At 36.3% G+C, this 26,681-nt stretch carries 29 protein-coding genes and 3 pseudogenes; 31 read left to right on the forward strand and 1 reads right to left on the reverse strand.

Annotated features, from left to right (window positions below):
* Positions 1-292 precede the first annotated feature (292 nt).
* From RHP56_RS04850 to RHP56_RS04895, 10 genes and pseudogenes are all read left to right on the forward strand, one after another.
* Positions 293-1,156 (forward strand): annotated as a pseudogene (locus RHP56_RS04850) (oxidoreductase).
* On the forward strand, positions 1,147-1,386 hold the full coding sequence (locus RHP56_RS04855) for a hypothetical protein (RefSeq protein ID WP_102753286.1): 240 nt from the start codon (positions 1,147-1,149) through the stop codon (positions 1,384-1,386). The pseudogene RHP56_RS04850 and the gene RHP56_RS04855 overlap by 10 nt, the downstream one beginning before the upstream one ends.
* The gene (locus tag RHP56_RS04860) at positions 1,370-2,155 is read left to right on the forward strand and encodes an alpha/beta hydrolase (protein ID WP_281446903.1); all 786 of its coding nucleotides are present in this window, start codon (positions 1,370-1,372) and stop codon (positions 2,153-2,155) included. The genes RHP56_RS04855 and RHP56_RS04860 overlap by 17 nt, the downstream gene beginning before the upstream one ends.
* Positions 2,156-2,359: 204 nt before the next feature.
* A complete protein-coding gene (locus tag RHP56_RS04865) occupies positions 2,360-2,851 on the forward strand; it encodes a Type 1 glutamine amidotransferase-like domain-containing protein (protein ID WP_257999845.1) in 492 nt (163 codons plus the stop codon).
* Positions 2,852-3,195: 344 nt separating this feature from the next.
* Positions 3,196-3,846, forward strand: coding sequence for a YczE/YyaS/YitT family protein (locus RHP56_RS04870; RefSeq protein WP_050884738.1), 651 nt, complete (start codon positions 3,196-3,198; stop codon positions 3,844-3,846).
* A gap of 103 nt (positions 3,847-3,949) precedes the next feature.
* Complete coding sequence (locus RHP56_RS04875) at positions 3,950-5,272, forward strand: Y-family DNA polymerase (RefSeq protein ID WP_050884737.1); 1,323 nt, start codon at positions 3,950-3,952, stop codon at positions 5,270-5,272.
* Positions 5,265-5,645, forward strand: a complete 381-nt coding sequence (locus RHP56_RS04880; RefSeq protein ID WP_011679732.1) for a hypothetical protein — start codon at positions 5,265-5,267, stop codon at positions 5,643-5,645. Before RHP56_RS04875 ends, RHP56_RS04880 begins: the two co-directional genes overlap by 8 nt.
* A complete protein-coding gene (locus tag RHP56_RS04885; RefSeq protein WP_011679733.1) occupies positions 5,632-5,883 on the forward strand; it encodes a hypothetical protein in 252 nt (83 codons plus the stop codon). Before RHP56_RS04880 ends, RHP56_RS04885 begins: the two co-directional genes overlap by 14 nt.
* Positions 5,884-6,135: 252 nt before the next feature.
* On the forward strand, positions 6,136-7,956 hold the full coding sequence (spxB, locus tag RHP56_RS04890; RefSeq protein ID WP_011679734.1) for a pyruvate oxidase: 1,821 nt from the start codon (positions 6,136-6,138) through the stop codon (positions 7,954-7,956).
* 152 nt (positions 7,957-8,108) lie between these two features.
* Positions 8,109-8,531, forward strand: coding sequence for an Hsp20/alpha crystallin family protein (locus RHP56_RS04895; protein ID WP_010285809.1), 423 nt, complete (start codon positions 8,109-8,111; stop codon positions 8,529-8,531).
* Positions 8,532-8,692: 161 nt separating this feature from the next.
* Here the strand turns inward: RHP56_RS04895 and RHP56_RS04900 are convergent, their stop codons facing one another.
* Positions 8,693-9,328: an SDR family oxidoreductase gene (locus tag RHP56_RS04900; RefSeq protein WP_025268091.1), complete on the reverse strand. Its 636-nt coding sequence runs from the start codon at positions 9,326-9,328 to the stop codon at positions 8,693-8,695.
* 668 nt (positions 9,329-9,996) lie between these two features.
* On the opposite strand from RHP56_RS04900, the gene RHP56_RS04905 reads away from it, so the two are divergent.
* From RHP56_RS04905 to RHP56_RS05005, 21 genes and pseudogenes are all read left to right on the forward strand, one after another.
* Complete coding sequence (locus tag RHP56_RS04905) at positions 9,997-10,230, forward strand: helix-turn-helix transcriptional regulator (RefSeq protein ID WP_036086528.1); 234 nt, start codon at positions 9,997-9,999, stop codon at positions 10,228-10,230.
* Positions 10,220-11,176 (forward strand): replication initiator protein A, encoded by a 957-nt coding sequence (locus RHP56_RS04910; protein WP_081107454.1) that lies wholly within the window; start codon positions 10,220-10,222, stop codon positions 11,174-11,176. The genes RHP56_RS04905 and RHP56_RS04910 overlap by 11 nt, the downstream gene beginning before the upstream one ends.
* Positions 11,177-11,203: 27 nt before the next feature.
* Complete coding sequence (locus tag RHP56_RS04915; protein ID WP_061514849.1) at positions 11,204-11,479, forward strand: hypothetical protein; 276 nt, start codon at positions 11,204-11,206, stop codon at positions 11,477-11,479.
* Positions 11,448-11,804, forward strand: a complete 357-nt coding sequence (locus tag RHP56_RS04920) for a hypothetical protein (protein ID WP_061514850.1) — start codon at positions 11,448-11,450, stop codon at positions 11,802-11,804. The genes RHP56_RS04915 and RHP56_RS04920 overlap by 32 nt, the downstream gene beginning before the upstream one ends.
* Complete coding sequence (locus tag RHP56_RS04925; protein ID WP_061514851.1) at positions 11,794-12,228, forward strand: single-stranded DNA-binding protein; 435 nt, start codon at positions 11,794-11,796, stop codon at positions 12,226-12,228. Before RHP56_RS04920 ends, RHP56_RS04925 begins: the two co-directional genes overlap by 11 nt.
* Positions 12,229-12,232: 4 nt before the next feature.
* Positions 12,233-13,201, forward strand: coding sequence for a hypothetical protein (locus RHP56_RS04930; protein ID WP_141266969.1), 969 nt, complete (start codon positions 12,233-12,235; stop codon positions 13,199-13,201).
* Positions 13,202-13,408: 207 nt separating this feature from the next.
* A complete protein-coding gene (locus RHP56_RS04935) occupies positions 13,409-13,786 on the forward strand; it encodes a ribbon-helix-helix protein, CopG family (protein WP_061514853.1) in 378 nt (125 codons plus the stop codon).
* A 15-nt stretch (positions 13,787-13,801) separates the two neighbouring features.
* Entirely contained in the window at positions 13,802-14,587 is a 786-nt protein-coding gene (locus tag RHP56_RS04940) for a DNA/RNA non-specific endonuclease (protein WP_084014644.1), read from the forward strand.
* A complete protein-coding gene (locus RHP56_RS04945; protein ID WP_084014645.1) occupies positions 14,588-15,301 on the forward strand; it encodes a hypothetical protein in 714 nt (237 codons plus the stop codon).
* Positions 15,291-15,605, forward strand: a complete 315-nt coding sequence (locus RHP56_RS04950; RefSeq protein ID WP_050884823.1) for a hypothetical protein — start codon at positions 15,291-15,293, stop codon at positions 15,603-15,605. The genes RHP56_RS04945 and RHP56_RS04950 overlap by 11 nt, the downstream gene beginning before the upstream one ends.
* Positions 15,589-17,076, forward strand: a complete 1,488-nt coding sequence (gene mobP2, locus RHP56_RS04955) for a MobP2 family relaxase (protein ID WP_281446900.1) — start codon at positions 15,589-15,591, stop codon at positions 17,074-17,076. The genes RHP56_RS04950 and mobP2 overlap by 17 nt, the downstream gene beginning before the upstream one ends.
* A 352-nt stretch (positions 17,077-17,428) precedes the next feature.
* Positions 17,429-17,614, forward strand: a complete 186-nt coding sequence (locus RHP56_RS04960; RefSeq protein WP_258983736.1) for a hypothetical protein — start codon at positions 17,429-17,431, stop codon at positions 17,612-17,614.
* Between the two features lie 12 nt (positions 17,615-17,626).
* Positions 17,627-17,830, forward strand: a pseudogene (locus tag RHP56_RS04965) (acetyl-CoA carboxylase biotin carboxyl carrier protein); the annotation flags it as partial.
* The gene (locus tag RHP56_RS04970) at positions 17,830-19,170 is read left to right on the forward strand and encodes an acetyl-CoA carboxylase biotin carboxylase subunit (RefSeq protein WP_011679740.1); all 1,341 of its coding nucleotides are present in this window, start codon (positions 17,830-17,832) and stop codon (positions 19,168-19,170) included. The pseudogene RHP56_RS04965 and the gene RHP56_RS04970, both read left to right, overlap by 1 nt.
* A 12-nt stretch (positions 19,171-19,182) precedes the next feature.
* Entirely contained in the window at positions 19,183-19,953 is a 771-nt protein-coding gene (locus tag RHP56_RS04975; protein ID WP_061514856.1) for a putative hydro-lyase, read from the forward strand.
* Positions 19,954-19,958: 5 nt separating this feature from the next.
* The gene (locus tag RHP56_RS04980; RefSeq protein WP_179876395.1) at positions 19,959-20,714 is read left to right on the forward strand and encodes a LamB/YcsF family protein; all 756 of its coding nucleotides are present in this window, start codon (positions 19,959-19,961) and stop codon (positions 20,712-20,714) included.
* Positions 20,715-20,726: 12 nt separating this feature from the next.
* Positions 20,727-21,959 (forward strand): NRAMP family divalent metal transporter, encoded by a 1,233-nt coding sequence (locus RHP56_RS04985; protein WP_011679742.1) that lies wholly within the window; start codon positions 20,727-20,729, stop codon positions 21,957-21,959.
* Positions 21,960-21,970: 11 nt separating this feature from the next.
* Positions 21,971-22,687, forward strand: a complete 717-nt coding sequence (gene pxpB, locus RHP56_RS04990; protein WP_011679743.1) for a 5-oxoprolinase subunit PxpB — start codon at positions 21,971-21,973, stop codon at positions 22,685-22,687.
* Entirely contained in the window at positions 22,684-23,697 is a 1,014-nt protein-coding gene (locus RHP56_RS04995; RefSeq protein ID WP_011679744.1) for a 5-oxoprolinase subunit C family protein, read from the forward strand. Before pxpB ends, RHP56_RS04995 begins: the two co-directional genes overlap by 4 nt.
* A gap of 15 nt (positions 23,698-23,712) precedes the next feature.
* On the forward strand, positions 23,713-24,885 hold the full coding sequence (locus RHP56_RS05000) for a pyridoxal phosphate-dependent aminotransferase (protein ID WP_011679745.1): 1,173 nt from the start codon (positions 23,713-23,715) through the stop codon (positions 24,883-24,885).
* A gap of 49 nt (positions 24,886-24,934) precedes the next feature.
* Positions 24,935-25,866: pseudogene (locus RHP56_RS05005) on the forward strand (phosphoglycerate dehydrogenase).
* The last annotated feature ends 815 nt before the right edge of the window (positions 25,867-26,681 follow it).

Genomic DNA, 26,681 nt, shown 5'->3' on the forward strand with positions numbered 1-26,681 from the left:
CCGTTTCTTTGAGCCATTTGAATAAATCTTTTACTACAAGGATCTGAAAAGTAATTTAGTCATATTTTATCACTTATGACCTATTAACCATGATTTTTAAACTTGAAGACTAAGAATAGGGGATTGTCGCAAGAATTATTTCGTGAATATCAACACCGCGGGGTTTTGAGTCCTTAACCGTGCTCAATTAAAATAAAGTGGTAAAATGAAACAAATGAACGCTAATTGTTTGTTATCATATGATTTCAGATGGAGTTCCGGCGCGGATGCTTATCATATAGGAGGAAACTAAATGTCAAGAAATGAAGAAAAAGTTTGGCTTGTAACTGGTGGTTCAACTGGATTTGGGCGTAAATTAATTGAAGAATTAATTGCAAAAAATATTCCAGTCGTCGCTACCGCAAGAAATTTATAAGTATTTGATGATTTAGAAACGAATGAGGATGATTTGCTACTTAAAGTACAATTGGATGTCACAGACCAAGAACAAATCAACAATGCTGTCCAGTCAACGCTCAATAAGTTTGGAAAAATTGATGTTCTGGTTAATAACGCTGGCTACGGATACTCAGGTTCGATAGAAGAATCAGATGAAACTGCAGTCCGCCAAATGTTTGAAGCAAATTTTTGGGGAGCTAGTGCGATGATTCGTGCAGTGTTACCAGCTATGAGAAAAAACAGATCAGGATTAATTATCAATGTCACATCAATAGGTGGTTTACTAGCGTTACCCACCTATGGTTATTACAATGCAACCAAGCATGCCTTAGAGGGATTAGGTAAGGCACTATCATTAGAAGTTGAACCTTTCGGTATTAAGGTAACAAATGTCGAGCCTGGTCCCTTTAGAACTGATTGGGCAGGCAGATCACAATTTTCTGCCAAACATTCAATTAACGATTATGAAAATACGCCAGCAAGAACATCTGAGGAAGCTTCACATGCCAGATCTGGCGAACAAACTGGCTCTCCTGAACTAGCTGCAAAGGCATTTATTAAAATCGCTGCCTCTGACAATCCGCCTTTGCATTTTATTGCCGGTCAAAATGCTTTTAAACGTGAACAAGAAGAAATTTCTAATATTCAACATGATATGCAAAAATGGCAAGAGGATTCAACCCATCTGGACTATGGCGATGAGACATATTGGCAATAGATGGGAAGAAAGTTAACAGACTGTTAAAAATGACGGATTACGGCAGTTGGTTTACTGGATTTTCTCCACGTAAGCCCACCCAGATCCATTTTGATGAGAGATTGTTAGATATGAGTATTTGCACTCAAGAATGGTTTGGTAATTTACTTGGAAAACACCAAAAATTAAAAGACACTGATGATACATATATTTTGAAAGGTTTTAAAAAGCATAATGTCCGAAACAATTAATCAATCAAAACATTATTATGGTCGATCACAATCACAATTTGGCGATCTTTGTATTCCCGTACAAAGCAAAAAGGAGAAATTACCAATTGTTGTAACAATACATGGTGGCTTTTGGTTGAATCAATATGGCTTAGAAGAACTAAATCCAATTTGTACCAATCTTAATCAATTAGATTTTGTTACTTGGAATATTGAATATAGACGTCTAGGTGAGCTAGACGGTGGGTTCCCAGGCACCTACAATGATGTTATCAACGGCATTAACTTTGTTAAAAAGCTAGCTGAAAGGTATCCTATTGATATTTCGCGTGTTATCCTAATGGGGCACTCAGCGGGAGGTCACCTCGCACTTTGGAGTACTGCTACTATTTTTAATCAAAGCTTAAAAAACGATACTAAATTGATTTCTCTCGAAATAGCACCAACACTGGTTGTTTCACTCGCAGGTATTTCTATTTTAGAGGACGCAAAAAAACGTTTTGAAACTAAGGAGGGACCAAACTTAGTCACAAACATTATAGGATCAAGTGATATCAACTCGGTGTCACCCAATAAGCTTCTTCCCCTAGGCATTCCCATTATAATGGTTCATGGCTTGGATGACGCGGACGTTGATCCAAAAATGACCAAAAAATTTGGTTCTGAAGCTGAGAATTTAGGCGATGATGTATCCTATGTAATTATGGAATCAGCAAATCATTTCGACCTGATTGATCCGAAAACACATATTTGGAAAAGTACAATTGCGACTATTCGTAACAAAATTTAGATCTTTAAATTTCAAATCATAAAAGTTAACCTAGTTGTCTTATCCTGATTATCAGGATTTTTTATTTTACGAACAATTACATTTTTGTTGTTACAATGAATACTTTCTCCCATTCGATGGCTTCTTAGCGTCTGAAATGGTGCTATAATTACACTTAATATTATTTTTATGACATAATCATGGGTTAGAAAGCGTAAAACCGCAATGAATAAACTACTATTGACTGCTTACGGGTTCTCAACAGATAAAATCAAACGTGCTGCACTAGGATTGCTTAATATAGAACATTCTAGTAAAGCATGTATTATATCTACTTCTAGACCAGAAGAAAAAGAGAAGCATCCACAAATGCAACAAATCAGAAATGACTTATTAGAATTTAGACTAGATCAGGTTGATTTTCTTGATGTGGAGTTTGAAAGTGCAAAAAAACTATATGGCTATGACTTGATATTCTTGAATGGTGGTTATCCATTTTATCTACTACATTTCTTGAAAAAAAGTGGTGCTGACCATATTTTAAAAGACATTAGTAGGACTGGGGTTCCAATTTTTGGGCTAAGTGCTGGATCAATTGTAATGGGACCTTCCATCGAATATTTGCAATATCTTTATCCAGAGGACAACCAATTTAATGATACAGATTTAACAGGTTTGAACTTAACAAGTACTACAATTTTCCCGCACTTCAAATAAATGTTAACGCGTGATGCTGATATTGACAAAAAACTAACTTCGTATGAAAATACAACTGGAGTTAAAATCATGAGGCTTAATAATGATCAAGCCTTATCGTGTCATTGCAAAGATAAAGTCCTGATTGATTAAATACCGAATTGGAAACCCTATATATCAAATAACGATTTAATCTCAAAATCCTAACTTTTCGCGTTATACTCAACTTCTTTTAAAGAATAGTGGAATAGGGGTTGTGCTGAAAAAATTACAGATACGCTCAATACAGAACTTAAATCATTAATTGACAATTCACTATCATCCATTTAAACTTTACTTATAAATAATAAGTTGAGGAAAAGAATTTGTTCAATAAAAAATTAAGATCGTATTCTTTTCGTCTTTGTTTGTCTATTGTTGGCACCATTATCATTGCCTTTGGGATTGTTTTATTCCGTTTGGCGAACATGGGCATTGATCCAGCAACAGCAGCAGATGTTGGTATATCAGATACCTTCCATTGGAATTTAGGGAACTATCAGCTTGCATTTAATGCGCTATTGTTCCTTGGCATTTTGTTTTTCGATCAAACACAGTTTGGCATCGGAACATTAATCAATATGTCGTTACCAGGATACATTATCGCTTATTTTACACCGAAGTTTGAACCTATAGTTGGGCGTTGGTTTGGAAGCTTTTCTTATCTTGAAAACATATTTTTATTTGTCATTGGTATGTTTTTATTTTCATTAGGAATTGGCATATATACAAGTGTAAATCTTGGTGTTTCCCCGTACGATGCGGTTGCGCCATTGTTCAACAAAAAGAAATGGGCCAGTTATCGTCTGACAAGGTCTGTTCAAGATTTGTTCTTTTTTGTAGTTGCCATTATATTTGGTGGACCACTGGGTATTGGAACTTTTTTGATTGCCACGTTAACTGGCTATATTGTACAATACTGGCGTCAGCTATTTAAAAAAATAAAACACCACATGCAAAAAACGCACAGCTTTTAGTTGTGCGTTTCGTCATTCAAAAATTAAATACAATTTATCCTCTTGCCAAACAGAACGTTTGTTCGTATAATGAATTATACAGCTTTTGTTTTGGAGACAGCATATGGTAAACAAGCAGAAAATTGAATACAACTACACGCAAGAGGAACGACGTGTGATATTTATGATTGATTCTAAAAGCTTTTATGCCAGTGTTGAGTGTGTGGAACGTAACTACAATCCATTAAAAGCATTACTTGTTGTGATGTCAGAACAAGAAAATACCAACGGCGGCTTAGTCTTGGCATCTTCACCAATGGCCAAGAAAATACTGGGTATCACTAATGTTACCCGACAACGTGATATTCCTGTTTGTCCGGACTTAGTGATTGCTCATCCAAGAATGAATCTTTATATTCAAGAGAACTTGCGCATTAACAACATATATCGACAATACACTGATGATGCGCACTTATTGCCATATTCCATCGACGAATCAATTCTTGATATGACCTATTCTTGGCGTCTTTTTGGAAAAACACCGGAGGAAGTTGCTTTTAAAATACAAAAGCAAGTTCGGGCAGAAACAGGTATCTATTTAACTGTTGGTATTGGTGATTCACCAGTCTTGGCCAAATTAGCGCTTGATATTGAAGCCAAACATGCTAAGAATCTGACAGGAATCTGGCATTATGAAGATGTGCCACGGAAGCTATGGCCAATTACTAAACTAACTGATGTTTGGAGTATTGGCTCGCGAACTGCGCGTAAGCTAAATTTGATGGGTATTCACTCAATGTATGACTTATCTCACCAAGATCCATATCTATTTCGTTCGAAACTGGGATTAATGGGTGAACAGTTGTTAGCTTTGTCTTGGGGTATTGACCGATCTGATCTGACTGAAACAATCAGGCCCAAAAATAAATCATATAGTAATTCTCAAGTTTTACCACGTGATTACAGCCAACAAGCTGAGATTGAAATCGTGATTCGAGAAATGGCGGATCAAGTTGCCACAAGAATTCGTGCCCACCAAAAGCAAACGTGCTTAGTTAGCTTGTTTATTGGTTATTCTTTTTCTGAAAGTGAGAAACAAGAATCACATGGCTTTAGAAAACAATGTCGTATTAGTCCCACTAACGATACCAATGCATTAATGGCTGTTATGATCAACCTCTTCAGAAAGCACTGGCGAGGCGAGATTATTAGACACATCGGGATTGATTACGGTGGACTAGTTGATGATACTGGAGTACAGCTTAATCTTTTTGAACAACCTGAACACATCCTTAAAACAAACAAAATTGATCAAGTTGTCGACGAAATTCGTCAACGTTTTGGTACTACAGCTTTGATGCGGGCTATGTCTAAAGAAGTCGGTGGAACAGCCATTAACCGAGCTAGTTTAGTTGGCGGACACAACGGAGGCAACAGTTATGACTGACAATGATGATTTCACTACGATAATCAATCGCTACTTCCAAAACGATTACCGAGAACGAGGAAAAATTAAATGGAACGGCTACTTTCTGTCCGACCACACTTCTTCTTTAACCAAAGAGGGCATTCAACGAAATGCAATAACTAAGAAATTACCCGCAATATCACTAAATGATGCGCAAGATATTTTACGACACGCTTCTGCTAATTATCATGCCGTAACCGTTCAACAAAATATTAAAGATAACGAAGGAAATCTGATCCCTAATGTGACTGGTTTAATAAATGGTTTTTCCGAATTAGGTGTCTATATTGACCACCAATTCATAGCCTTTGAAGACATTAGAACAGTGGTAAGAAAAAATGAATCCAATTGAAAATATTATCACAGAGATTAATTCTTTATTCACTAAACAACCTAATACTATTTATGAAGTACGATTGGTTAATCAGCGATATGCTAAAAAAGTTAATGTGTTCTTTGAATATTATCGGATTGGACATGCGACTCATTCACAGCAGATTGCTCGTTTAAATGATGAATATCGATCTCAAATACCAGAGTTAGCGACAATGATTCATCAGGCTACTGGCCTGACGGTTAACACCAACTAATTTATTCGTGAATTAATTATCATCTAAAGTTGTTTTTAGATTCAGTATGCTCTATACTATTCGTCTTATAAACACTTCAGCCTCGGTAGATAGGGTGATTACAATAATTAATTGAATAATGTTTGCTCCTTCAAATCCGAGTATTACTGTTAGCTACTTCACTAATTTGATATTCTATCCTAGTTGATATACAATTTAGTTATCATAATGAAAGCGCTTACAACGTTTTTGTTTTTAGGAGGCCAGGTTAGAATGTCAGATAAAAAAATATCAGCTGGGTTAGCAGCTTTGAAGGTCATGGAAGGATGGGGTGTTCATACTATATATGGTATTCCTTCCGGAACATTAAGCGGGTTGATGGATGCTATGGGACATCCTGAAAATAATATTAAGTTTTTGCAAGTTAAACATGAAGAAGTTGCTGCAATGGCTGCCGTGATGCAATGGAAATTCGGTGGAAAATTAGGCGTCGCTGTTGGATCAGGTGGTCCAGGGGCTACTCATTTGATTAATGGCTTATATGATGCAGCTATGGATAATACGCCTGTATTAGCAATTTTGGGGTCAAAGCCAGTTCGTGAATTAAACATGGATTCCTTCCAAGAATTAAATCAAAATCCAATGTATGAAAGTATCGCTGTTTACAATCGTCGCGTAGCTACTGCCGAACAATTGCCTCATTTGGTTGATGATGCAATCCGTACGGCGATTGCCAAGCGTGGTGTGGCTGTTCTTGAAATACCTGCAGATTTTGGATTTTCACAAATTGATGCCAATTCGATTTATTCAACACCACTGTATTCATCAGGCCCAAAGTATAAAGAATACAAATCAGCACCTGTCGATAATGCTGATATTGATGCTGCTGTTGAACTATTAAACCAAGCAAAACAACCAGTTATTTATGCTGGTGTGGGTACCATGGGTCATGGCTCAGCTGTACAAGCATTATCTCGCAAAATAAAGGCGCCCATTATCACGACCGGTAAAAACTTTGAAACTTTTGACTGGGACTTTGAGGCCTTTGCAGGTTCAAATTTCCGAGTAGGGTGGAAGCCAGCCAACGAAGCTGTTCTCGAAGCTGACACTGTATTATTTGTTGGAACAAACTTCCCATTTTCAGAAGTTGAAGGGACATTCCGTAACGTTGACAAGTTTATCCAAATTGATAACAATCCTGCAATGCTAGGTAAACGCCATCAAAATGATGTTGCCATCCTCGGTGATGCTGGTGAAGCAATTGATGAAATACTTGCCAAGGTTTCCTCGGTTTCAGAATCACCTTGGTGGCAGGCTAACATTAAAAATATACAGAACTGGCGCGATTATATGACCAAACTTGAAAAAAAGACCGAGGGCGATCTACAAGCTTACCAAGTTTATAATGCAATTAATGAGCATGCAGCAGATAACGCTATTTTCTCAATTGATGTTGGTAACGTAACACAGCTATCAGTTCGTCATTTGCACATGACACCTAAAAATATGTGGCGCACGTCACCATTATTTGCGTCAATGGGTATTGGTCTACCGGGAGGTATTGGTGCCAAGAACACTTATCCAGATCGTCAAGTTTGGAATTTGATAGGTGATGGTGCCTTTTCAATGACATATCCAGATGTTGTGACAAATGTTCGCTACAACTTACCAGTCATCAATGTTGTATTTACCAATACGGAATATGGCTTCATCAAAAATAAGTACGAAGATACTAACACCTACAACTTCGGCGTTGACTTTACAGATGTTGATTATGCCAAAATAGCCGAAGCCCAAGGGGCGATTGGATTGACAGTAAGTCGCATTGAAGATATTGATCGCGTCGTTCAGGAAGCGCTTAGCTATTATGGTAAAGGCCGTGTCGTGGTGATTGATGCAAAAATCACTAAGGATCGTCCAATCCCTGTTGAAACATTGAAGTTAGATAAAAGTTTGTATAGTGCAGAAACTGTTAATGCTTATAAAGAAAAATACGAAGCGCAGGAACTCGTCCCATTCCGTGAGTATTTGGAATCAGAGGGACTAACTTCAAAATATATTAAAGACAGTAATGACAATAAGTACAGTTTCTAACAAGATACTTTTTGATGTTTAAATGCATTTTGTTTATACCTTGCCACCACCAATCCAATCTATAATGCTAACTAGTATGTATCATTTGACAAAATTTATAGACGATACTATAACATAGTTGTAGACATAAAAAATTTGATGGAGGTGTAAATATGTCAAACAATTTAATGCAACGTTTTAGTTCTGATGATATTTTTGATTTTATGAATCAGGCTATGCATCCTTGGTCCGATCAACGTTTACTACCAAAGTCGATCAAGACTGATGTGATTGAGAAAGATGATCGTTTCACCGTTACTGCAGAATTAGCTGGGGTAAACAAAGACGACATCAACATTGATTACAAGAATGACCAACTTTTGATTAGTGCTAAACGTGATGAATTCAAGGATCACACTGATCATGACGGTAATATTTTGCAGAGTGAACGGACCTACGGATCTGTGTCCCGTGCTTACTATTTGCCAGGGGTGGACTCAAGCAAGATTACAGCAAAATTCGCAAATGGCGAATTGCGCGTTGAATTGCCTAAGCAAGCAACTGAACAATCAAGTACTAATATTAAGATTGACTGATCTATAACTCGGTGTTTCTATTAATTCGTCCTTTGTATTAGCCGTTGAGGCATTAATTGATACAAGTAAAAAAGCTCGTCCGGATGGATGAGCTTTTTTTGTATTGGGCATATTACATTTTTATGTTGGGCATCCACTTATATCAAAGACTTCATGACTTATTAGATGCTTTCTAAAGCTTCAAATATAGGTGTATCACCATCACTCATTTTTATAACTTGATTTATTGTTGAATTGTGATTCAAAATGTCCGCTAATGTTGCGCCAACATTTTGAATTGAATTCTTCGTTAGCGCCTTATCATTCAAGCTAATTTTATTGGTTCCTGGTATGTCTACGAGTGCAGTTGCTTGTAAAATCGTATAATTAAGTTTCGTTTGTTTCACAAGATAATTATCCGCAAAAAATTTAGCGATATTATAATTCATCAAATCAGCCATTGCTGGATTATGCCATTTATTAGGTTCAAGTGAATATGCTGAGCTCAGCATGATATATCTAGAAACACCATTCGATTCAGCTATATTCATTGACTTGACTGCACCAAAAGCATCTGTTTGTAACAAGTCTTTATTGCGCGATCCGGCTACAAAATAAATTGCGTCAATGTCTTCAACTTTTTGAGATAAGGTTTCAATATCATCATGTAAATCAAAATTGATCGCAGTGATATTTTTGTGTTTCATTGTCCTTTCGGGGTTTCGTGATCCAGCTATAATTTCGTGATGTTGATTAATCAGGTGCTTGATTAACTCTTGACCAACACGACCATTAGCACCAATAACAAATATTTTCATTTTTTTATTTCCTCAAATTAGGCTCATTTTTGAACATACCTTACTATATGTGAGTTTAACATAATTTATATTTTTATGTTGCTAAGCACTTTCATTTAGAAAATGAATAACTGGCTTAAGAATTAAATACGATGTTCACTTTTGAAAGAACGATAAAAAAATTTTGTGAATGATTTTTGAGGACGAGACAATTGTATAATCCTTTGACTTTCCCCTCCAGATAGATGATGATTTTTTCCCTTACATATAAATGGTCACCACTTACATTTACACACTGACCTGTCGTCAAGTATTTTTACCTCTTGTCGTAATTCTTATCTCAACAGTTATATTTTTCAGTATGATATTGAGTGTTGAAAGATATTTCTAATGTAGAAATTTTGTTGATCCTGTACCGTGCAAAATCTAACGTAACAGAGGCTTGTAAAACGTTGGCGCACAAAGGGTTTCACGATTGTTAAAGAAATCTAAAGTCATTAATTTTTCATAAAGTAACGCTTTAGTAATATTCGTTATTTTAAAAGCTGATAAGCCCTGTGTGGGCTTATTTTTTTGCTTAAAAAAAGCCTAAAAATTAAGAAGTTGTTAAAAACCGTCTTCATGACGGTTAATTATTAGTAATAAAATCAATGAAAATTGACAACTAAAACAAGGGAGAAAGAAACAAAATGAGACATTCTTTTGGGTCAATTGTAAAAGCCTATCGGGAAAGAAAAAGACTAACGCAATTGGAATTAGCTGTGAAATCAAAAGGAGAATTATCAACGGCTACGATTTCAAAAGCTGAAACTGATCCAAGTTATAATCCGAAACTGACGACGTTCATAAAGTTTTACAAAATCATGGATATTTCGTTTGAAGAGATTGTTGCGACATTAGAGGGGACTGCTGATGATAAATGACCAAGATACACCCAGGAAAATGGAACGGGTTAGTAGAAATCAAGTCGAAACTAACGAACGATTCTACAAAATTCCAAAAGCACTGTTCGAAAATGAATTCTATGCCGACATGAAACTTGAAACAAAAATGGCTTATGCAATTCTGCATGATCGTTTCTTGTTGTCAATTAAGAATAATTGGATTGATAAAAATGGTGATGTTTACTTGATTTACAAAAACAGTGACCTACAAACAATCCTTAGTGTTGGCGAGAAAAAAGTCATTAGTTTAAAAAAAGAACTAGCAGATTTTGGGCTCCTTGAAGAAGAACGACAAGGGTTAAATAAACCAAACAGACTTTACGTTGGCAACATAAATGTTGATTTTGAAGTTATCCACAGGGTTAGTCCCTTGGGGGACAAGGAACTGTCAAAACGACAGGTCCGGACCTGTCAAAATGACAGGTCAAGAACTTCCAAAACGACAGCTCAAGAACAGTCAAAACGACAGTCAAGTGAGACTAATTTGAGTGAAACTGAAACCAATTCTTTTGATGAGGATGAAGTAACTGATAATAACAATTCACAAAAATCTCAACAATCATTTATCGCAATCGGCAAAATTATTCAAACCAATCCTGAATTAAGAAGTGTAGTCCAAAGTCTGATTCCTGATTTACTTTTGAATGAACCCCAACAAGCAGAAATTGTCGTTCGTGCTCTTGATCGTGGATATCACTTTTTGACGACCGAACTTGAAAAAGGTAATTCTGTTTTGACTTTGCAAAAGCAATTACAAGGTGTGGCTGCCATCAAGCAGTTCCTTTTGAGCGTTGGTTACAAACAAGTAGATTACATGCACGACCATCTGATTGATATCAGCCAATATGGCAAATATTTCACTAGTGGCTTTGAAAATCGTTTGAAGATTGCAATCACAACAAGTCAATTAGCATCAGGATTTTAACTTTAAATTGGAGAGAGGAGAGACAAAATGGCAAACCAATACAACGTATTTATTGCAGTAGACTTTTTCAACGCAGACATACTTTTTGTGGCTAACTCATCAGGTGAACTCAGCCGAAAAGTGATCAAAGCAATTGAAAATCATGAATTAGAAAGTGATGGCGCAGTGAGGTTATACCGTACCTCTTATCAATCAATTAAGGCTATCAAAAACTTAATGGAACGGTATCATTTACCATTTCATGAAGCTGCAAGACCGAAAGGGAGAGATTATGAAAGTCAGACAGTTAACGCTGTTGGATGAGAAAAGTTTACAAGAACTACAGCAAACCAAATATGTCGTTATTCTCGTTAAAGAATTAAAAAATAATCTCGTTCAACCAACAAAAAAGCAAGCCTTTGTCTGCTTAAAATCAAGTGAGATGAAAGTCAAAGGTGAGTTGTTTGACGATTGCTTAGGTAATCATTATGTCGGTTGTACAGTCCTGAAAGGCATTCATTATTCTGAAGCTGGTAACCAAATCCCCGTGTTTAAACTACCAACTAATATCCAAGACTATTTAGCCAAACAACTGACACCGATTATTAATTTACTGGATCAAAAAAGGAGAAATTATTATGCAAATTAATCACCACGTAGGACGTTTAGTTCGTGATGTAAACTTCACTGTAAGAGGTGAAAATGAAACCAAGATTGCCTACTTCAAATTAGCCATTAATGATTTAAAAGATGGCAAAGCAACTTACATTGATTATGTTGCTTTTAACAAAACTGCAGAATTGATTCGTGATTATGTGACTGATGTTGGTCAAGTAGTTGAGGTTGAATTTGTGATGCGCAATCACAACTACACCGATAAAAATACTGGTCAAAAAATTTATGCTATGCAAAATCAAGTGACACAATTCCGCATCTATAAATCTAATACGTCATCAGAAAAAGTAGCTGTTCAAACACAGGTTGCTGACAGTAAAAATAGTGATGTGACAGATAAGGATTTGCCACCATATCCTGACTTTAACAGCAATGCATTTGAGTATGTAGAGGGGTAGGACAATGACTGCAATAATCACAATAGCTGATAAATTTAGAAATATCTTTCAAAGATTTAGTCGCTTCGGTACTTGGTTTTTGGAACATCAGCGGCGCAATTTAATTGCAATATTTAGTCTGTTTATCCTGATAGCTTTTAGTACAACCGTGATGGTTAATATTACACCACGCCCCTCAAATTTACCAAGTACGGAGTTAAATACACCAGTTTCATTTGGCACTTTGAACAAAACCGCTAGTCTAACAAAAAGTGTTTTTAATAAAAATAATGGTGTTTTGGAACTGCATTATACAATCTCTGACGGAGCTGTTTCTGATCAAGATTTGGTTGATATTAGCAAAATTAAATTCACTGCTATGACCGATCATGGTGGCAATCAAGTGACAGGTCGTGTCGTGCCAACATCAAATAATACACTCGTGGTCCAATTTAAAAACTTGAGTCATAACTTCAATGCTGTAACATTAACAGCTCATGATAAAAGCATCAATACTGCCACAGTCGAAGCGCCAAGTAGCGTAGTTGCTGATAGTTCAAGTGCAAAGAAAACTAACGCAAAAAGTAATACCGCAAGCGGCAAATTCATCATCAATCGTGACAAAGTTTCTAAGTCAAATTCTCTGACATTTGCCAGCCAAAAGGAACTTGAAGTTAGCGAAAGTGATGCCAAAATTTCGGCACAACAAAAACTGGTTTCAAAGAATACGCACGCGATTGTTGAATATCAAAAAGCCATTGATCAACAACAGGCTTCCATCAAAAAGTATCAAAAAATACTCGCCCAGTCTGATGACTCAGATACTCAAGCTAGCATTGATAATGCTCGCTATGCCATTACACAAATAAGAACACAAATCAGTGATGCACAAAAAAATATTCAACGTGCTAAGACAAATATTACTCAATATCAAAGGACGAAAAAGCAAGTTGAAGATGGCAAATCATTGTTACCCAAAACAACAGATTTGTAATTCTAAATAGTTAAAGAAATTTCCCTAATGGGCTATTTTTTATAACAAAACCTGGGTACAGAAAGGGTACAGATAAGGTACAGAAAGGGTACAGACAAAATAAATCCTTACCGCCACTGGAATGCCCGCACGGCGGGGCTAAGGTACTGCGTACCGCCATTCCCTCTTAACCTGTTCACAATTATCAAAATATATTTAGGAGTTTTCATGGATACAGTTAGAAAAGATATACGTGGATTGAATCCAGACGTATTAGACGTAATCGAAAAACGTGCCAAACGGGAGGGCGTTACATCAAATGACTTGTTGAGAGAGTTGATAACTAACTATGCGCGCCAAATTGAAGAAGATAGCGCAGCAAAAATATTGCATACTTATCTCGATGATTTAATCATGGCTAACAATAATGTTGTGCACGGATTAAATGACAATACAATTGCCATTGGTGAAATGTTTAAAATAATTCTAGCAAGACTTGAAATGTATTTTCCAGACCTAAATGATGAGGTAGAACGAATTCAAAAAAACGCTCGCCCTCAGGAAAAAAATTTGCCAAAGTCGATTGACTTTGATGAGTTTGAATAAGCAGAAGAGGTTCAAATGAAAAATTATAAACGTGGTCGATTTGCAAGAAGAATTCTATTTGGCATTGTCATATTGATAGGTATTGTCTATTTAAACCGTGTGTCGATTTTGCAAAAAATTGTTGCACTAGGTTCGCAATCACAACTGATTAATATTGATAAACAAAGTAGCTCTCCAACACAAAATGATGAGCTAGTTAACTTGAAATACACTGGTCAAACAGTTGTTGAGGTCAATCATAATCAACCAACATTTACACAAGATGATTTACAAATTAGACAGGGTGGCTGGCAAAAACTTTCGTCATTAGATTGGTTAGGCAGACCACAAGTTGCTAATGCGTTGCTTAACCTAAAATTGATGCCCCCCTCTCAAAAGTATCAAGCCCGTGAACGATTAACAATCAAAACGCCAGGTTACCATGCCATTAAGACGGGAACGAATACTACAGACTGGTTATACAACCGTAGTCATCTGATTGGGTATCAATTTACTGGTCTAAACAATGAAGCCAAAAATTTGATCACGGGGACACGACAGTTGAACGCAGACAGTCGTGTCAATGCTAAAAGTATGGTGACTTACGAAACAGAAATTGCGGATTATTTGCATCAATCAAAAAATAATTATGTTCGTTATCAAGTCGCACCAATTTACAAAAATGTTGAGTTAGTTCCCCGCGGTGTTCACATGATGGCACAGTCAAATGACAAGACTTTGAAATTTAATGTCTATGTTTTTAACGTTCAAGATGGCTGGACAATCAACTACTTAAACGGTAATGCTGAAAGGAGTGAATAAATGAAAGATGCAATAGAATTCAAAACAAGTCAAATGAAGGCGCTCATCAAAAGAAGAAATGTTTTGAATAAAAAGTATGATACAACTTTACCCGAAGATATTCCTTTGGATGTTAAATCAGAACTAAAGTTTATCGACAAAATTTTACAAGAATTCGACATTGATGAGGAAATTTTTGCAAAACAAGGAAAGACAATTAATATCAAAAATTCGCGGGACGAAGAATGGTACTTTCAACAAATGAAGCATTGGGCTGAAAGAAATCCAAGGTCTACAAATGGACAGTTTGGTAAAAGTACACTGTATAGATTTGCTTTGCATTTCTTCGTAGAAAATATTGCGCTTAATGCCAACAATGCACGTCTTAATTATTCAGAACTAGCCCAGAAGGTAACTGATGCCCACTCCACAAAAAGTGATTCAAAATTGACTGCGCAATTGGCAAATGTAGAGAATTTATTAGGTTTTCTTTTAACCATGCAGCAACGTCAACTTGAATACATTCCAGAAGGCATTAATTTAGAAAATGGTTTTGTTAAATATGCCATCAACCCAATTAATCCAACAGAATTCCAGCAATTTGGTACACCAACGGAACTTAATCCAAACAATGAATTGGCACAATCCTATGAAGAATATAAAAAAATTCGGAGTCGCGATAAGCAACTGATCAAAAAGTATCATCAAACAGGAGGACAACTCGATGACGACTAAAAAGTATAATGAAAGAAAAACACAATTGACAAAGTATTTAGAACAGCTTGATGAGTTCAATTGGCACCATCCTACTCAAGTTAGTGATATGGTCGATAGTCAACATGAACGCGATAATCGAACTTACTATTTGGCACAGCTCAGTTTAGTTTTGTTTAATAACTATCAACAATCCTACATGCAAATTGGTCAGATGTTAAACATGTCTTCCAGAACGGCTCGCCGTTTGACGATTGACTACCAACAAGAGTTTGATAGTTTAGAAGAGATTATGGAGGAATTGCAAAATGGCGAAGACTGGTAAAATTGCCGCCTTTGCACTGGGTGAAAAAAAGACAGCAATGGTTAATCTACCCGCGCAGTTTGTCACGTCTAGTACAGCAGATATAAAGGGACAAAATTTCTCAGATTTAGTTGACTACGCTAATAATTCGGAAAAGACAAACGATCTTAATAATGAGTCCATGAACGATTTAATTGACTTAAAGGAACAATTTAGCAAGCCTGGCTATGCTAACCGCAATTCTGCGGTAACAGAAACGCATCCAATATTTGGTAGCGATAAACTAAATTATGATAATCACGATATTTCTGTATTGAGAAAAGACTTGGATGAGACTCAAAAAAATGGCAATAATATCCATGAACTCGCTTTTTCAATCAGAGGCGATTGGTTAGTTAAAAACAATCTCTATGATCCCGAAACTCGTATGATAGACCAAAATAAATTGAAGCATGCAGAACAAGAGGTTGCTAAGACGCTAATTAACAAAGGATTTAATTTACCTTTGGGAGAAGATGAAAATGACATTGTTTGGTTTGGTGTGATTCATCAGGATACTGACCACCTAAACATGCATCTGTGGTTTGCTAAAAAAAGCCAAGAAACGCGTCCTGAGATGATCAAGCAAGAAGGTAAGTATAAAGGGCAGCCAATAGGTGTTATACCTCTGGAAGTGATTGAACAAGCCAAACGACAGTTTAGAAAACAATTAATGTCATCACAGGAACTAAGACGGCATCAGGAAATATTAAAAGGTGTTGGTGGCTTTAAAAAAGAAATTGTGGAGGCAGCGCTAGACAACCTATTAAATGATCGTCATGCTAAAGCCATCAAACAAATTTACGATGCTTTACCTCAAAACATGAAAGGGCGGTGGCAGGTTGGTAATGCTCATTTAACAGCTGGAAAAGGCAGGATGGCAAAAGCAAATCAATTAACCGATCAACTAATAGATGATTTGTTTGCCGAAGAGCTTAAACCTGAATATGAGGGTTTTAAGTCGCTGGCACAAGAATACGACGCCATTAATATTGAAGACCAGGGCGTGATGCATAAGGGACAAATCAAATGGTCTGAGAATAAGGAAGAGGAATTAAGGAAACGCTTAGCGAATCAACTCTACAAACATTTAGCACAAATTGAAGATACCTCACTAAATGATATTGACCAACAAATGTCTGAGCTACTAAGCAATGTAAAAAAGCGCGACAAAGGCGGCATCACAGACAAAACTAAAATTGCATCTAGCCCTGAGGAAATAAAATTGACCCCCAAGCCGTGGTTCGACAATGTCAACCCAAATATAACAAAGAAGCACATAGGTGATCAGATGCCAGTGCGGGGTGGCTCGTTTAATAAAATTAGTCGTTTGTGGCGGCAGGACATCCGTGCTGAGACAAATGCAGAACGTCAATTCTTAAGAAATCAAAAAAAAGTTGAACAAGAAAAGGCTAACGAAGAATACGAGTCAGAAATATCCAGAAGATTGTAAGGAGAAAAATTTTCTTGTCAAATGGTTTTTTAGCATCTGTGAAAATTACAGATAAAAGCATTATAATAGTTTACCCTCGATAAATAATGTAATGACAATATCTCGCACCCTTTTAAAAATTTTTCATTTTAGATTAATTAATAACAAAATTAAAATAAATAAATAATTTATTCCATATATTAATTAGCTTTTTTATAAGACATTAAAAGTCCGTAGCGATTATTTGAGTACAATTTCGTATTTCAAAAAAATATAAAAAAGGTCAATCTATGTTAGATTATCTAACAGGAAATGTGAATACTATAATAATTCGTGATAAATTCTAATCATATCATAAGGAGGGTTGTATTCGATGAAACTAGAAGATATTAATTACATTGTGAAAATTTTAAATGAAAATAACTTGACCCATATTTCTTTTAGGAATGGTGACTCTAAAATTAGTGTTTCAAAAAATATTCTTAGCAATTTTCAAAGCGGTGTGAATGCTGAGTCAGAGACAGAAAAACAAGTACCTACTAGTGAGTATATTACATAGCCTACGGTCGGAACTTTCTATGTTTCATCTGACCCAGAGTCAACACCGTTTATTTCTGTTGGACAAAAAGTAACAAAGTCAACAGTTGTAGGTATTGTTGAAGCTATGAAAATGATGACTGATGTTTTAGCAAACAAGGATGGTTTAATAGCTGAAATTTTAGTTTCAGACGGTGAATCAATTGAATACGGTCAAAAGTTGTTTAGGTTATCGTAATGGGTGAAAAATTTGTAGACAATTTCAAAGTTTTAATTGCAAATCGAGGAGAAATAGCTGTTAGAATAATTCGTGCTGTCAAAATGTTAGGATTTCAAACCGTTGCGGTATATTCGTCAGCAGACAAAGACTCATTACATGTAGCAATGGCGGATGAATCAGTACAAATCGGTCCGTCTAATGTTGCAGATAGTTATTTGAATCAAAAAGCAATTTTAGCAGCGGCTGAGATCACACATGCAGATGCGATTCATCCAGGATATGGTTTTTTGTCAGAGAATCCTAATTTTGCCAAGCAGGTTGAAGAAATGGGAATCGTCTTTATTGGTCCAACTAGTGAAGTTATCGCACAAATGGGTGATAAAGAAAAAGCCAGGCAATTTATGTCAGAGGCTGGAGTTCCTATTGTTTCAGGTAGTGATAGTTTTTTTGAAGATGTTGATATTGGTTTTAAACAGGCAAAAAAAATTGGATATCCAGTTATGCTAAAGTCAGTAGCTGGTGGTGGCGGAAAAGGTATGCGTCTAGTATCAAATCAAGACAGTTTTAAATCGCTTTTTGAGGTAGCCCAGAGTGAAATCATGGCGTCAGTTGGTGATCCACGGATGTATCTTGAGAAATTTGTTTCTAAACCGCGTCATATTGAAGTACAAATCCTAGGTGACGGTTTAGGCAATGCCATAGTTTTGGGGGAACGAGACTGTACGATTCAAAGTCACCATCAAAAAGTAATCGAAGAAGCTCCTAGTCATTTACTGGATGAAACGACACGAAAAAAAATGTTAGCAGTTTCTCTAAATGCTGTAAAAAGAATGGCTTATCGAAGTGCAGGCACTTTTGAATTTTTATATCAGGGTCCTGGAAAATTTTATTTCATGGAAATGAATACAAGAATTCAAGTTGAGCATGCTATTTCTGAAGAAGTTTCAGGAATCGATATTGTATCAGCTCAAATTCAATTAGCAAGTGGTCGAAATATAAATGACATTTCAATTGGCTCAAAAAACAATTATGCTATTGAGGCACGCGTGTCCGCTCTATCCGCAGGCACAATTACTGGATTACATTTGCCCACCGGATTAGGAATTAGAATTGAAACGGCTGTGTATCAAGGATATAAAGTACCTCCATATTATGACGCGATGATTGTAAAAATTATTGCAACTGGCATGACTCGGCATGAGACATTAAAAAGATTGCAGATAGCGATAGAAGAGACAGTTATATTAGGTGTGGACACAAATTTAGATTTGTTGATGAGAATTATTATTCACCCCGACTACATGTCAGATAAGAATAAAACAGACATTGACTGGTTGGATTTTCAAATGAAAGAATAGGAAATTTTTAAAATGACACCAACAGAATTTAGAAAAAAAGTGAGAAATAACGAATTTCAAAAGCCAACTGCTGGGATGTGCCCAGGATATGCTCAAACAAATTTAATTGTTCTTCCTTGGGAAGATGCATACGACTTTCTATTATTTGCTCAGCGTAATCCTAAACCTATTCCCATCCTGGAAGTCACAGAAGTAGGAAGCAGAGAGTTGCAAACATTAGGGAATGACATTGATGTTGCTACAGATTTTCCAAAATATCGTATTTATCGAAATGGCAAAATGGTTGACGAATATTTGTCCGTTGTAGACTTTTGGCGTGAAGATTTGGTTAGTTTTTTGATAGGATGTAGTTTTTCCTTTGAGGATTTACTAGTCGATGCAGGCATCGAAATTCGTCACATTACTGAAAAAGCAAATGTGCCAATGTTCAATACAAATATTCCCTTAAAGCAAGCGGGTAAATTTTCGGGGAATATGGTTGTAAGCATGAGGCCTATAAAAAGTAGTCAAATAGCTACAGCGGTTAATGTAACGAATCGGTTACCAGGCGTTCATGGTGCTCCAATTCAGATTGGAAATCCAGCAGAAATTGGTATATATGATCTTGCCCATCCAGATTATGGTGACGCGGTTACCATTAATGAAAATGAAATACCTGTGTTTTGGGCATGTGGTGTAACGCCACAAGCAGCAGTAATGGCTTCGAAACCAAAATTTGCCATTACACATTCACCAGGACACATGTTGATTACTAATATATCAAATAAGGACCTTAGCGTGTGAATAAAATGATAAAAGTGGATTTTAACTCAGATTTAGGAGAAAGTTTTGGAAATTATAAAATCGGCCTAGACAGTGAAATTTTACATCAAGTTACTTCTGCAAATGTTGCTTGTGGATTTCACGCTGGTGATGCGTCAATTATGGCTCAGACTGTTCAACTAGCACTTGACAAAGGTGTTGCAATTGGAGCTCATCCAGGCTTTCCAGATTTACAGGGTTTTGGTCGACGTAAAATTGAGATGAATACATCAGACATCACGGATATAGTGGCTTACCAAGTTGGCGCTTTGTCTGCTTTCACCCCTGATCACAAATTGCATCACGTTAAAGCTCATGGTGCTTTATACAATTTGGCAGCGAAAGATCGACTAATAGCTGATGCTGTAATAACTGGAATTAAGTTAGTTGATCCGCAAACAATTGTATATGGATTGGCCAACAGTGAATTAATTAAAGCAGCACAAAATGCCAATATGAAGTTCGCTCAAGAAGTATTTGCTGATAGAAATTACCAATCTGATGGGTCTCTTGTTCCACGGTCACAGCCAAACGCCGTTATTTCAAATCCAGCGGAAGCTGCTCAGCGAGCCCTTGAAATGGTGGAAAAAAAATCCGTCGTGTCTGTTACCGGGGAGGTTGTGCCTCTAGCGGTGGATTCTATTTGTGTTCATGGTGACAACCACTCTGCTGTGGACTTGGCCATAGAGATTAAAAAACTGCTTCTTGAGAATCAAGTTACAGTGACCAATAAAATCTGTTAAGAGGATAAAAATATGGATCAAAACAAAATAAAAAGCAACTCAGAGTTGTCAATTAATAAAAGAAGCGCACGTTCTGTTGCGATGGGAGCAGCATTTGTCATGGCAATGGCTGCTGTTGGCCCAGGATTTTTAACACAAACAGCGACCTTTACAAGTCAATTAGGACCGAGCTTTGGGTTCGCAATTTTAATAACAATTTTGATTGACATTGTTGTGCAAATGAATATTTGGAGAATTATTACTGTATCTGGAAAACATGCGCAACAAATTGCTAATGATATTTTCCCTGGATTAGGCTACTTTTTAACTTTTTTAATTGTGGTCGGTGGTTTCTTTTTTAATATTGGAAATGTTGCTGGAGCAGGACTTGGTTTAAATGTTTTGTTTGGTATATCAGCCGAAAACGGAGCTGTCATTGCTGCTGTTTTGGCAATAATTGTATTTGTTGTCAGAAATGCATTGCTAGTAATGGATCGCACAGTACAAGTGCTAGCTGTCGTAAAAATTGCAGTTTTAATTTATATTTTGTCTGTTACTACTGTCCCTGTTAGTTCAGCAATCAAACATACCTTTTTACCAAGTAATATAGATTTTTATTCGATAGTAACTATTGTTGGTGGTACAGTAGGGGGCTACATTTCTTTCGCAGGTGGTCACCGTTTGTTAGAGGGTGGAGTGCATGGACAAAAAGGATTGAAATACGTAAATGAGGGCGCGCTTTCAGGAATTGGAATTGCATCAGTAATTCGTGTCATGTTATTTTTAGCCGGGCTGGCAGTCGTAATGGCTGGTCATAAGTTAGATCCCTTGAATCCAGCAGCTGATATTTTTAAAATTGCAGCTGGAAACTTTGGTTATAAGTTCTTTGGTTTACTGTTGTTCGCTGCTGGCATGACTTCCATTCTCGGATCGACATTCACATCAGTGTCATTTATGAATTATTCACACTCTCCTGAGGGTGCCGTAAAATTTCAAAAGTACCGTCCATACCTTGTCATTGGTTTCATTGCTGTTTCAACCTTAGTATTTTACATTGTAGGTAAGCCCGCTCAAATTTTAGTTGTAGTTGGTGCGATTAATGGGCTAATTTTACCTATTGCTTTGGCCATTTTATTGATTGGGGCATATAAAAACAAAATTATGGGTACTGATTATAAGCATCCCATACTACTAAGCATTTTTGGCTGGATTGTGGTCCTATTCATGGCATTTGCTGGCATCGAAACGCTCATTCATACATTATAAAAGGGGTCTAAATGAATTCAAAAGTTATTTTTTCTGGTGACACAAGTATTAACGTTGTATTTGAAAATGTTGTTTCAGAAAAAATTAGCAATCAAGTACTATCGATAGCTAAATTAGTAGAGAGGCAACATATAAATGGGTTGGTGGATATTATACCCGCTTATCGAGAAGTTACATTTGTTTTTGATCCACTTGTTCTAGATATTGCATCATTTAAGCATTTTTTAGAAAAGCAATTAAACAAAATGGATGGTGAAATAGTTGATAAAAACGGAAGACACTATGATATACCTGTACTTTATAATGATGAAGTGGGATTAGATTTGCTAGAGGTTGCTAAATATCATGGGTTATCTCTAGAAGAAGTAATTCATCTTCATACGGCACAAGCATATAGAATTTATATGTTAGGATTTTTACCCGGTTTTGCATATCTTGGTGGCTTAGATGCAAAGCTTCATACACCTCGTAAAAATACACCAAGACTAAGAATTCCTGCTGGTTCTATTGCTATTGGTGGGGAACAAACAGGATATTATCCTGTTGACTCTCCGGGCGGTTGGCAGATTATTGGTCAAACACCATTAGTTATGTTTGATTCGAATCGACCTGAAATAAAACTTCATGCTGGAGACAGGATGAAGTTTTATGCAATAGATAAGCTTGAATTCCAAAAATTGAAAGGTACGCATTTTGATGATTTTGTTTCTAAGGAGAAAACGCTATGAATACTATAAAAATCATAACACCTGGAATGCTAGCGACGGTTCAAGATGATGGTAGAATAGGTCACCAGGGTGAAGGGTTTTTGAATTCTGGCGTTATGGACATTTTTTCTTATCAGATTGGTAACGCACTTGTGGGTAATAAATCGACAGATAAACCTGCTAGTATTGAGTTTGGCGTAACTGGGGGTAAGGTAAAATTTTCGAGTAGCACTATTGTAGCTATAACTGGTGCACGTGTAAATGCAAAGCTAAATGATGCTAGGGTGAGTCAGGATATTCCAATTTTAGTCAATGAAAATGACGTATTGGACTTTACGCAAATTATAGAAGGACGATTTGTATATTTGAGTGTTGCTGGTGGTATTCAGGTGCCAAAAGTTATGGGATCGCATGCGACTACTTTGGCCGTTAATTTGGGTGGTTTTAATGGGAAAAGATTAAAAAGTGGTGATGTATTGAATATTTTAGACGCGTCTCAGGCTTTTAATTACAATACTGTGAAGCTATTACCAAAAATGCCATTAAACCTAATTAGTTTAATTAAGACAAAGAAAATTCGAATTGTGCCCGGTCCTGAATATGACTGGTTTTCGGAGGATGAATGGCAAAAACTATTAAATAAACCATTTCACTTAGGCAAGCATATTGACCGTATGGGATACCGCATAGAAGGGCCAATGATTATTTTTAAACCAGAAAATTTATTGTCAGAAGCCAATATGAATGGCGCAATTCAAATATCTCGCGACGGGCAACCAATTGTTTTATTAGCGGATCGCGCTACTCATGGAGGATATCCTGTCATTGCTAAGGTTATCATTAGTGATTTAGGTACACTTGCGCAATGGCCACAACATAAACCAATACATTTTGAAAAGGTGTCATTAAATGATGCTTGGTTGGCTTCAGCGGAGAGAGCTGAGGTAGTACAAGGTATCTATAAATCGAAGCCATGGGAAATTTTATTACATACTCGAACCATGGCGAATAAAATCAAACGTTTTTTTTAGAAAGGACACGAAAGAATGTTAGCAAAACGAGTCGACAGTTTAGAAGCGTCTCCAACGTTGGCAATGGGAAAAAAAGCTAAGGACATGATTGCTGATGGCATTGATGTCGTTAATTTAAGTCAAGGTGAGCCAGATTTTAATACACCTGACAATATTGGCAGAGCGGCACGGATTGCTATCAAAGATCACCTGACTGATTCCTATACAGCTACAAATGGATTAGTTGAACTCAAAAATGCTGTGGTCGCTGCAGCAAAAAGAGATTACAATGTTTCCTTATTAACCGATCAAGTTGTGATTACGACTGGCGCAAAACTTGCCCTGTATGCATTGATGCAAATATTAGTTGATCCCGGAGACCTAGTTATAACTTCTGCCCCTTTTTGGGTTAGCTATTCAGAACAGGTCAAATTAGCCGGGGGATCTTTTAAAGCTATTGTTTCTTCTGATCCACAATTCAAGTTAACAATAGATGTTCTTAACAAATTAGAAGAAAAGCCTAAAGTAGTTATACTAAATACACCCAACAACCCAAGTGGCGCTGTTTACTCAAAGAATGAATTAGAATCAATTATTTCGTGGACAAAGACTAATGACGTATATCTAATTCTAGATGAAATTTATGGCAAATTAGTTTATGGCGACACAGTATTTCATTCTGGATTGTCACTAGAATCTCTTGTAAACAGTAAAATGATTATTATAAATGGCGTTTCTAAAGCATATGCGATGACTGGATGGCGTATTGGTTGGGCAATTGCTGATGTTTCTATAACGCATGCAATGACTAAAATATTAGGACACTTGACCTCAAATCCAACTGTAGTAGCACAGTATGCAGCAATTGAAGCATTGAACGGGCAACAAAAAAGTGTCGAAACAATGAGAAAATCGTTTGAAAGTAGACTAAATTTTTTGTATCGGGATTTGTCTGAAATTGATAATATCAGCATACCTTTTAAACCATCTGGATCATTTTATATTTTTTTCAAAATTGATAGTAAATTTATGAAAAAGAATAATTTTAAAAATACCAACGAAATCTCAATGGCACTGCTATCTGAGGAAAAACTAGCTATTCCTTCGGGTGAGGGATTTGGAATGCCCGGTTACCTTCGATTAAGTTATGCCAAATCAGAAGCCGAATTAATTGAAGCGGTTAAACGATTAAAACACTTTTTTAGCTAAAGATAAATTATTAAAACCATCAAGGTTTATAAATTGAGTGGAAGAAAAAATGAAAAAAGTTTTAGTGGCTTCACAAGTAGATGAAATAGCCAAAACCTTTTTAATACAACAAGGACTTCAAGTGCTTGAAAATAATCAAGAAACTGATAATTGTTTTGATGAGAATCCTGAGGTTGAAGCAGTATTATTAATGCCAATTAAATTTGATGATAATACAATGAATAAAATGCCAAATTTGAAAATTATAGCGAGGCATGGAGTTGGTTATGATAATGTCAGTCTTAGTGCTGCAACTCAGCGTGGAATCGTTGTCACAAACACACCTGGTGCAAATGCTAGCTCAGTGGCCGAGACTGCTTTGATGTTTTTATTAATGTCCGGACGTCAATTTGCCTCAAAACTAATCAATTCTAATACCAAAAGTTTAGCTCTTTCAACAGGTAATAGTTTTGGATACGAACTATCTCACAAAATTGTTGGCATTATTGGGTATGGGAACATTGGGCGGAAAATTGCTCGTCTTTTAAGCGGTTTCAATGTAAAAATTCTCGTAAATGCGAGACATAAATACGTAATAGGCAATGGTGAAATGGCTTCATTAGTTGAAATATACGAAAAAGCAGATTATATTGTTTTAGCATTACCTGCAACACATGAAACAACACACATGATTAACTCTGCTACGCTAAAACTAATGAAAAAAATGCCGTCTTGATCAATGTCGGGCGTGGTCAGCTTATTGATGAAGATGCATTATATAGTGCGTTAATAAATAATCAAATTTTTGGAGCAGGCTTGGACGTTACTGAAAATGAGCCTGTGAGTGCACAAAATCCATTGTATAGTCTGCCTGATGTATTTCTTACCCCACATGTTGCAGGACAATCGCGAGAAGCAAAAGAAAACGTTGCCCTCGAAGCAGCTAAAAAAATTACACGGGTATTAAATGGAAGTCAACCAAAACATCAAGTAAATAATTAGTCCTAGTTTAGATGCAAAAAACATATTATAAAATTAAAACGAAATACTTAATTAAAAAATCTGCAGTACCTGTGAAAAAGAATCGTTCATGTTTTTAGTTCAAGAGTGAAAAGTAAGGATTCAACTTTTTGTATAATTTTCAAGGACATTGAAGTCGGATGAAAATCAAATTATCAACTCAACAATTCATGATCAAAATCCTGATTATTTATTTTTATTTGAAACTAAAACAGTAAAATTCAGATACTCTACTCCATATTAAGTATAATACCAATATTTCACTAACTATAATTTAAGTTCTATATTGTCAGAAAATCGTTTCTCTTGGGAATTGATTACAAATCATGAAAAGCTGTTAACTAAAAAACGTCTAGCAAAAAATGTTAGACGTTTTAAATTAACCATAATTAAGTAATATATGATTACTCAAAATTAACTTTCACACTTGTTTCTTTGTCAGTCGACTTGAACAATGTGGTGTAATAATCCTGCTCTTATGCTAGATTTACGGACAGATTTTCTTCTGCCCTGTAAACTAATAGCATAGGAGCATTTTTTAATATGATTCGATACAAAAAAGAATTTAAGCAGTCTCTTGTTGAGATGCACAATCAAGGCCGTTCATATACTGATCTACCCGCTGAATACGGACCTTCGGTCGACTCAATCCGTAACTAGGTCAAGTTGTACGCGGTCCACGAAGTGGACGGCGAAAAATGGACGCAAGCTGATGTAAACGCATTACAAAAGGAAAACAACAAACTTCGCGAAGAACTTGAGATTTTAAAACGAGCCGCGGTGTTACTTTCGAAGTA

It is taken from the genome of Leuconostoc sp. C5 (assembly GCF_056530425.1).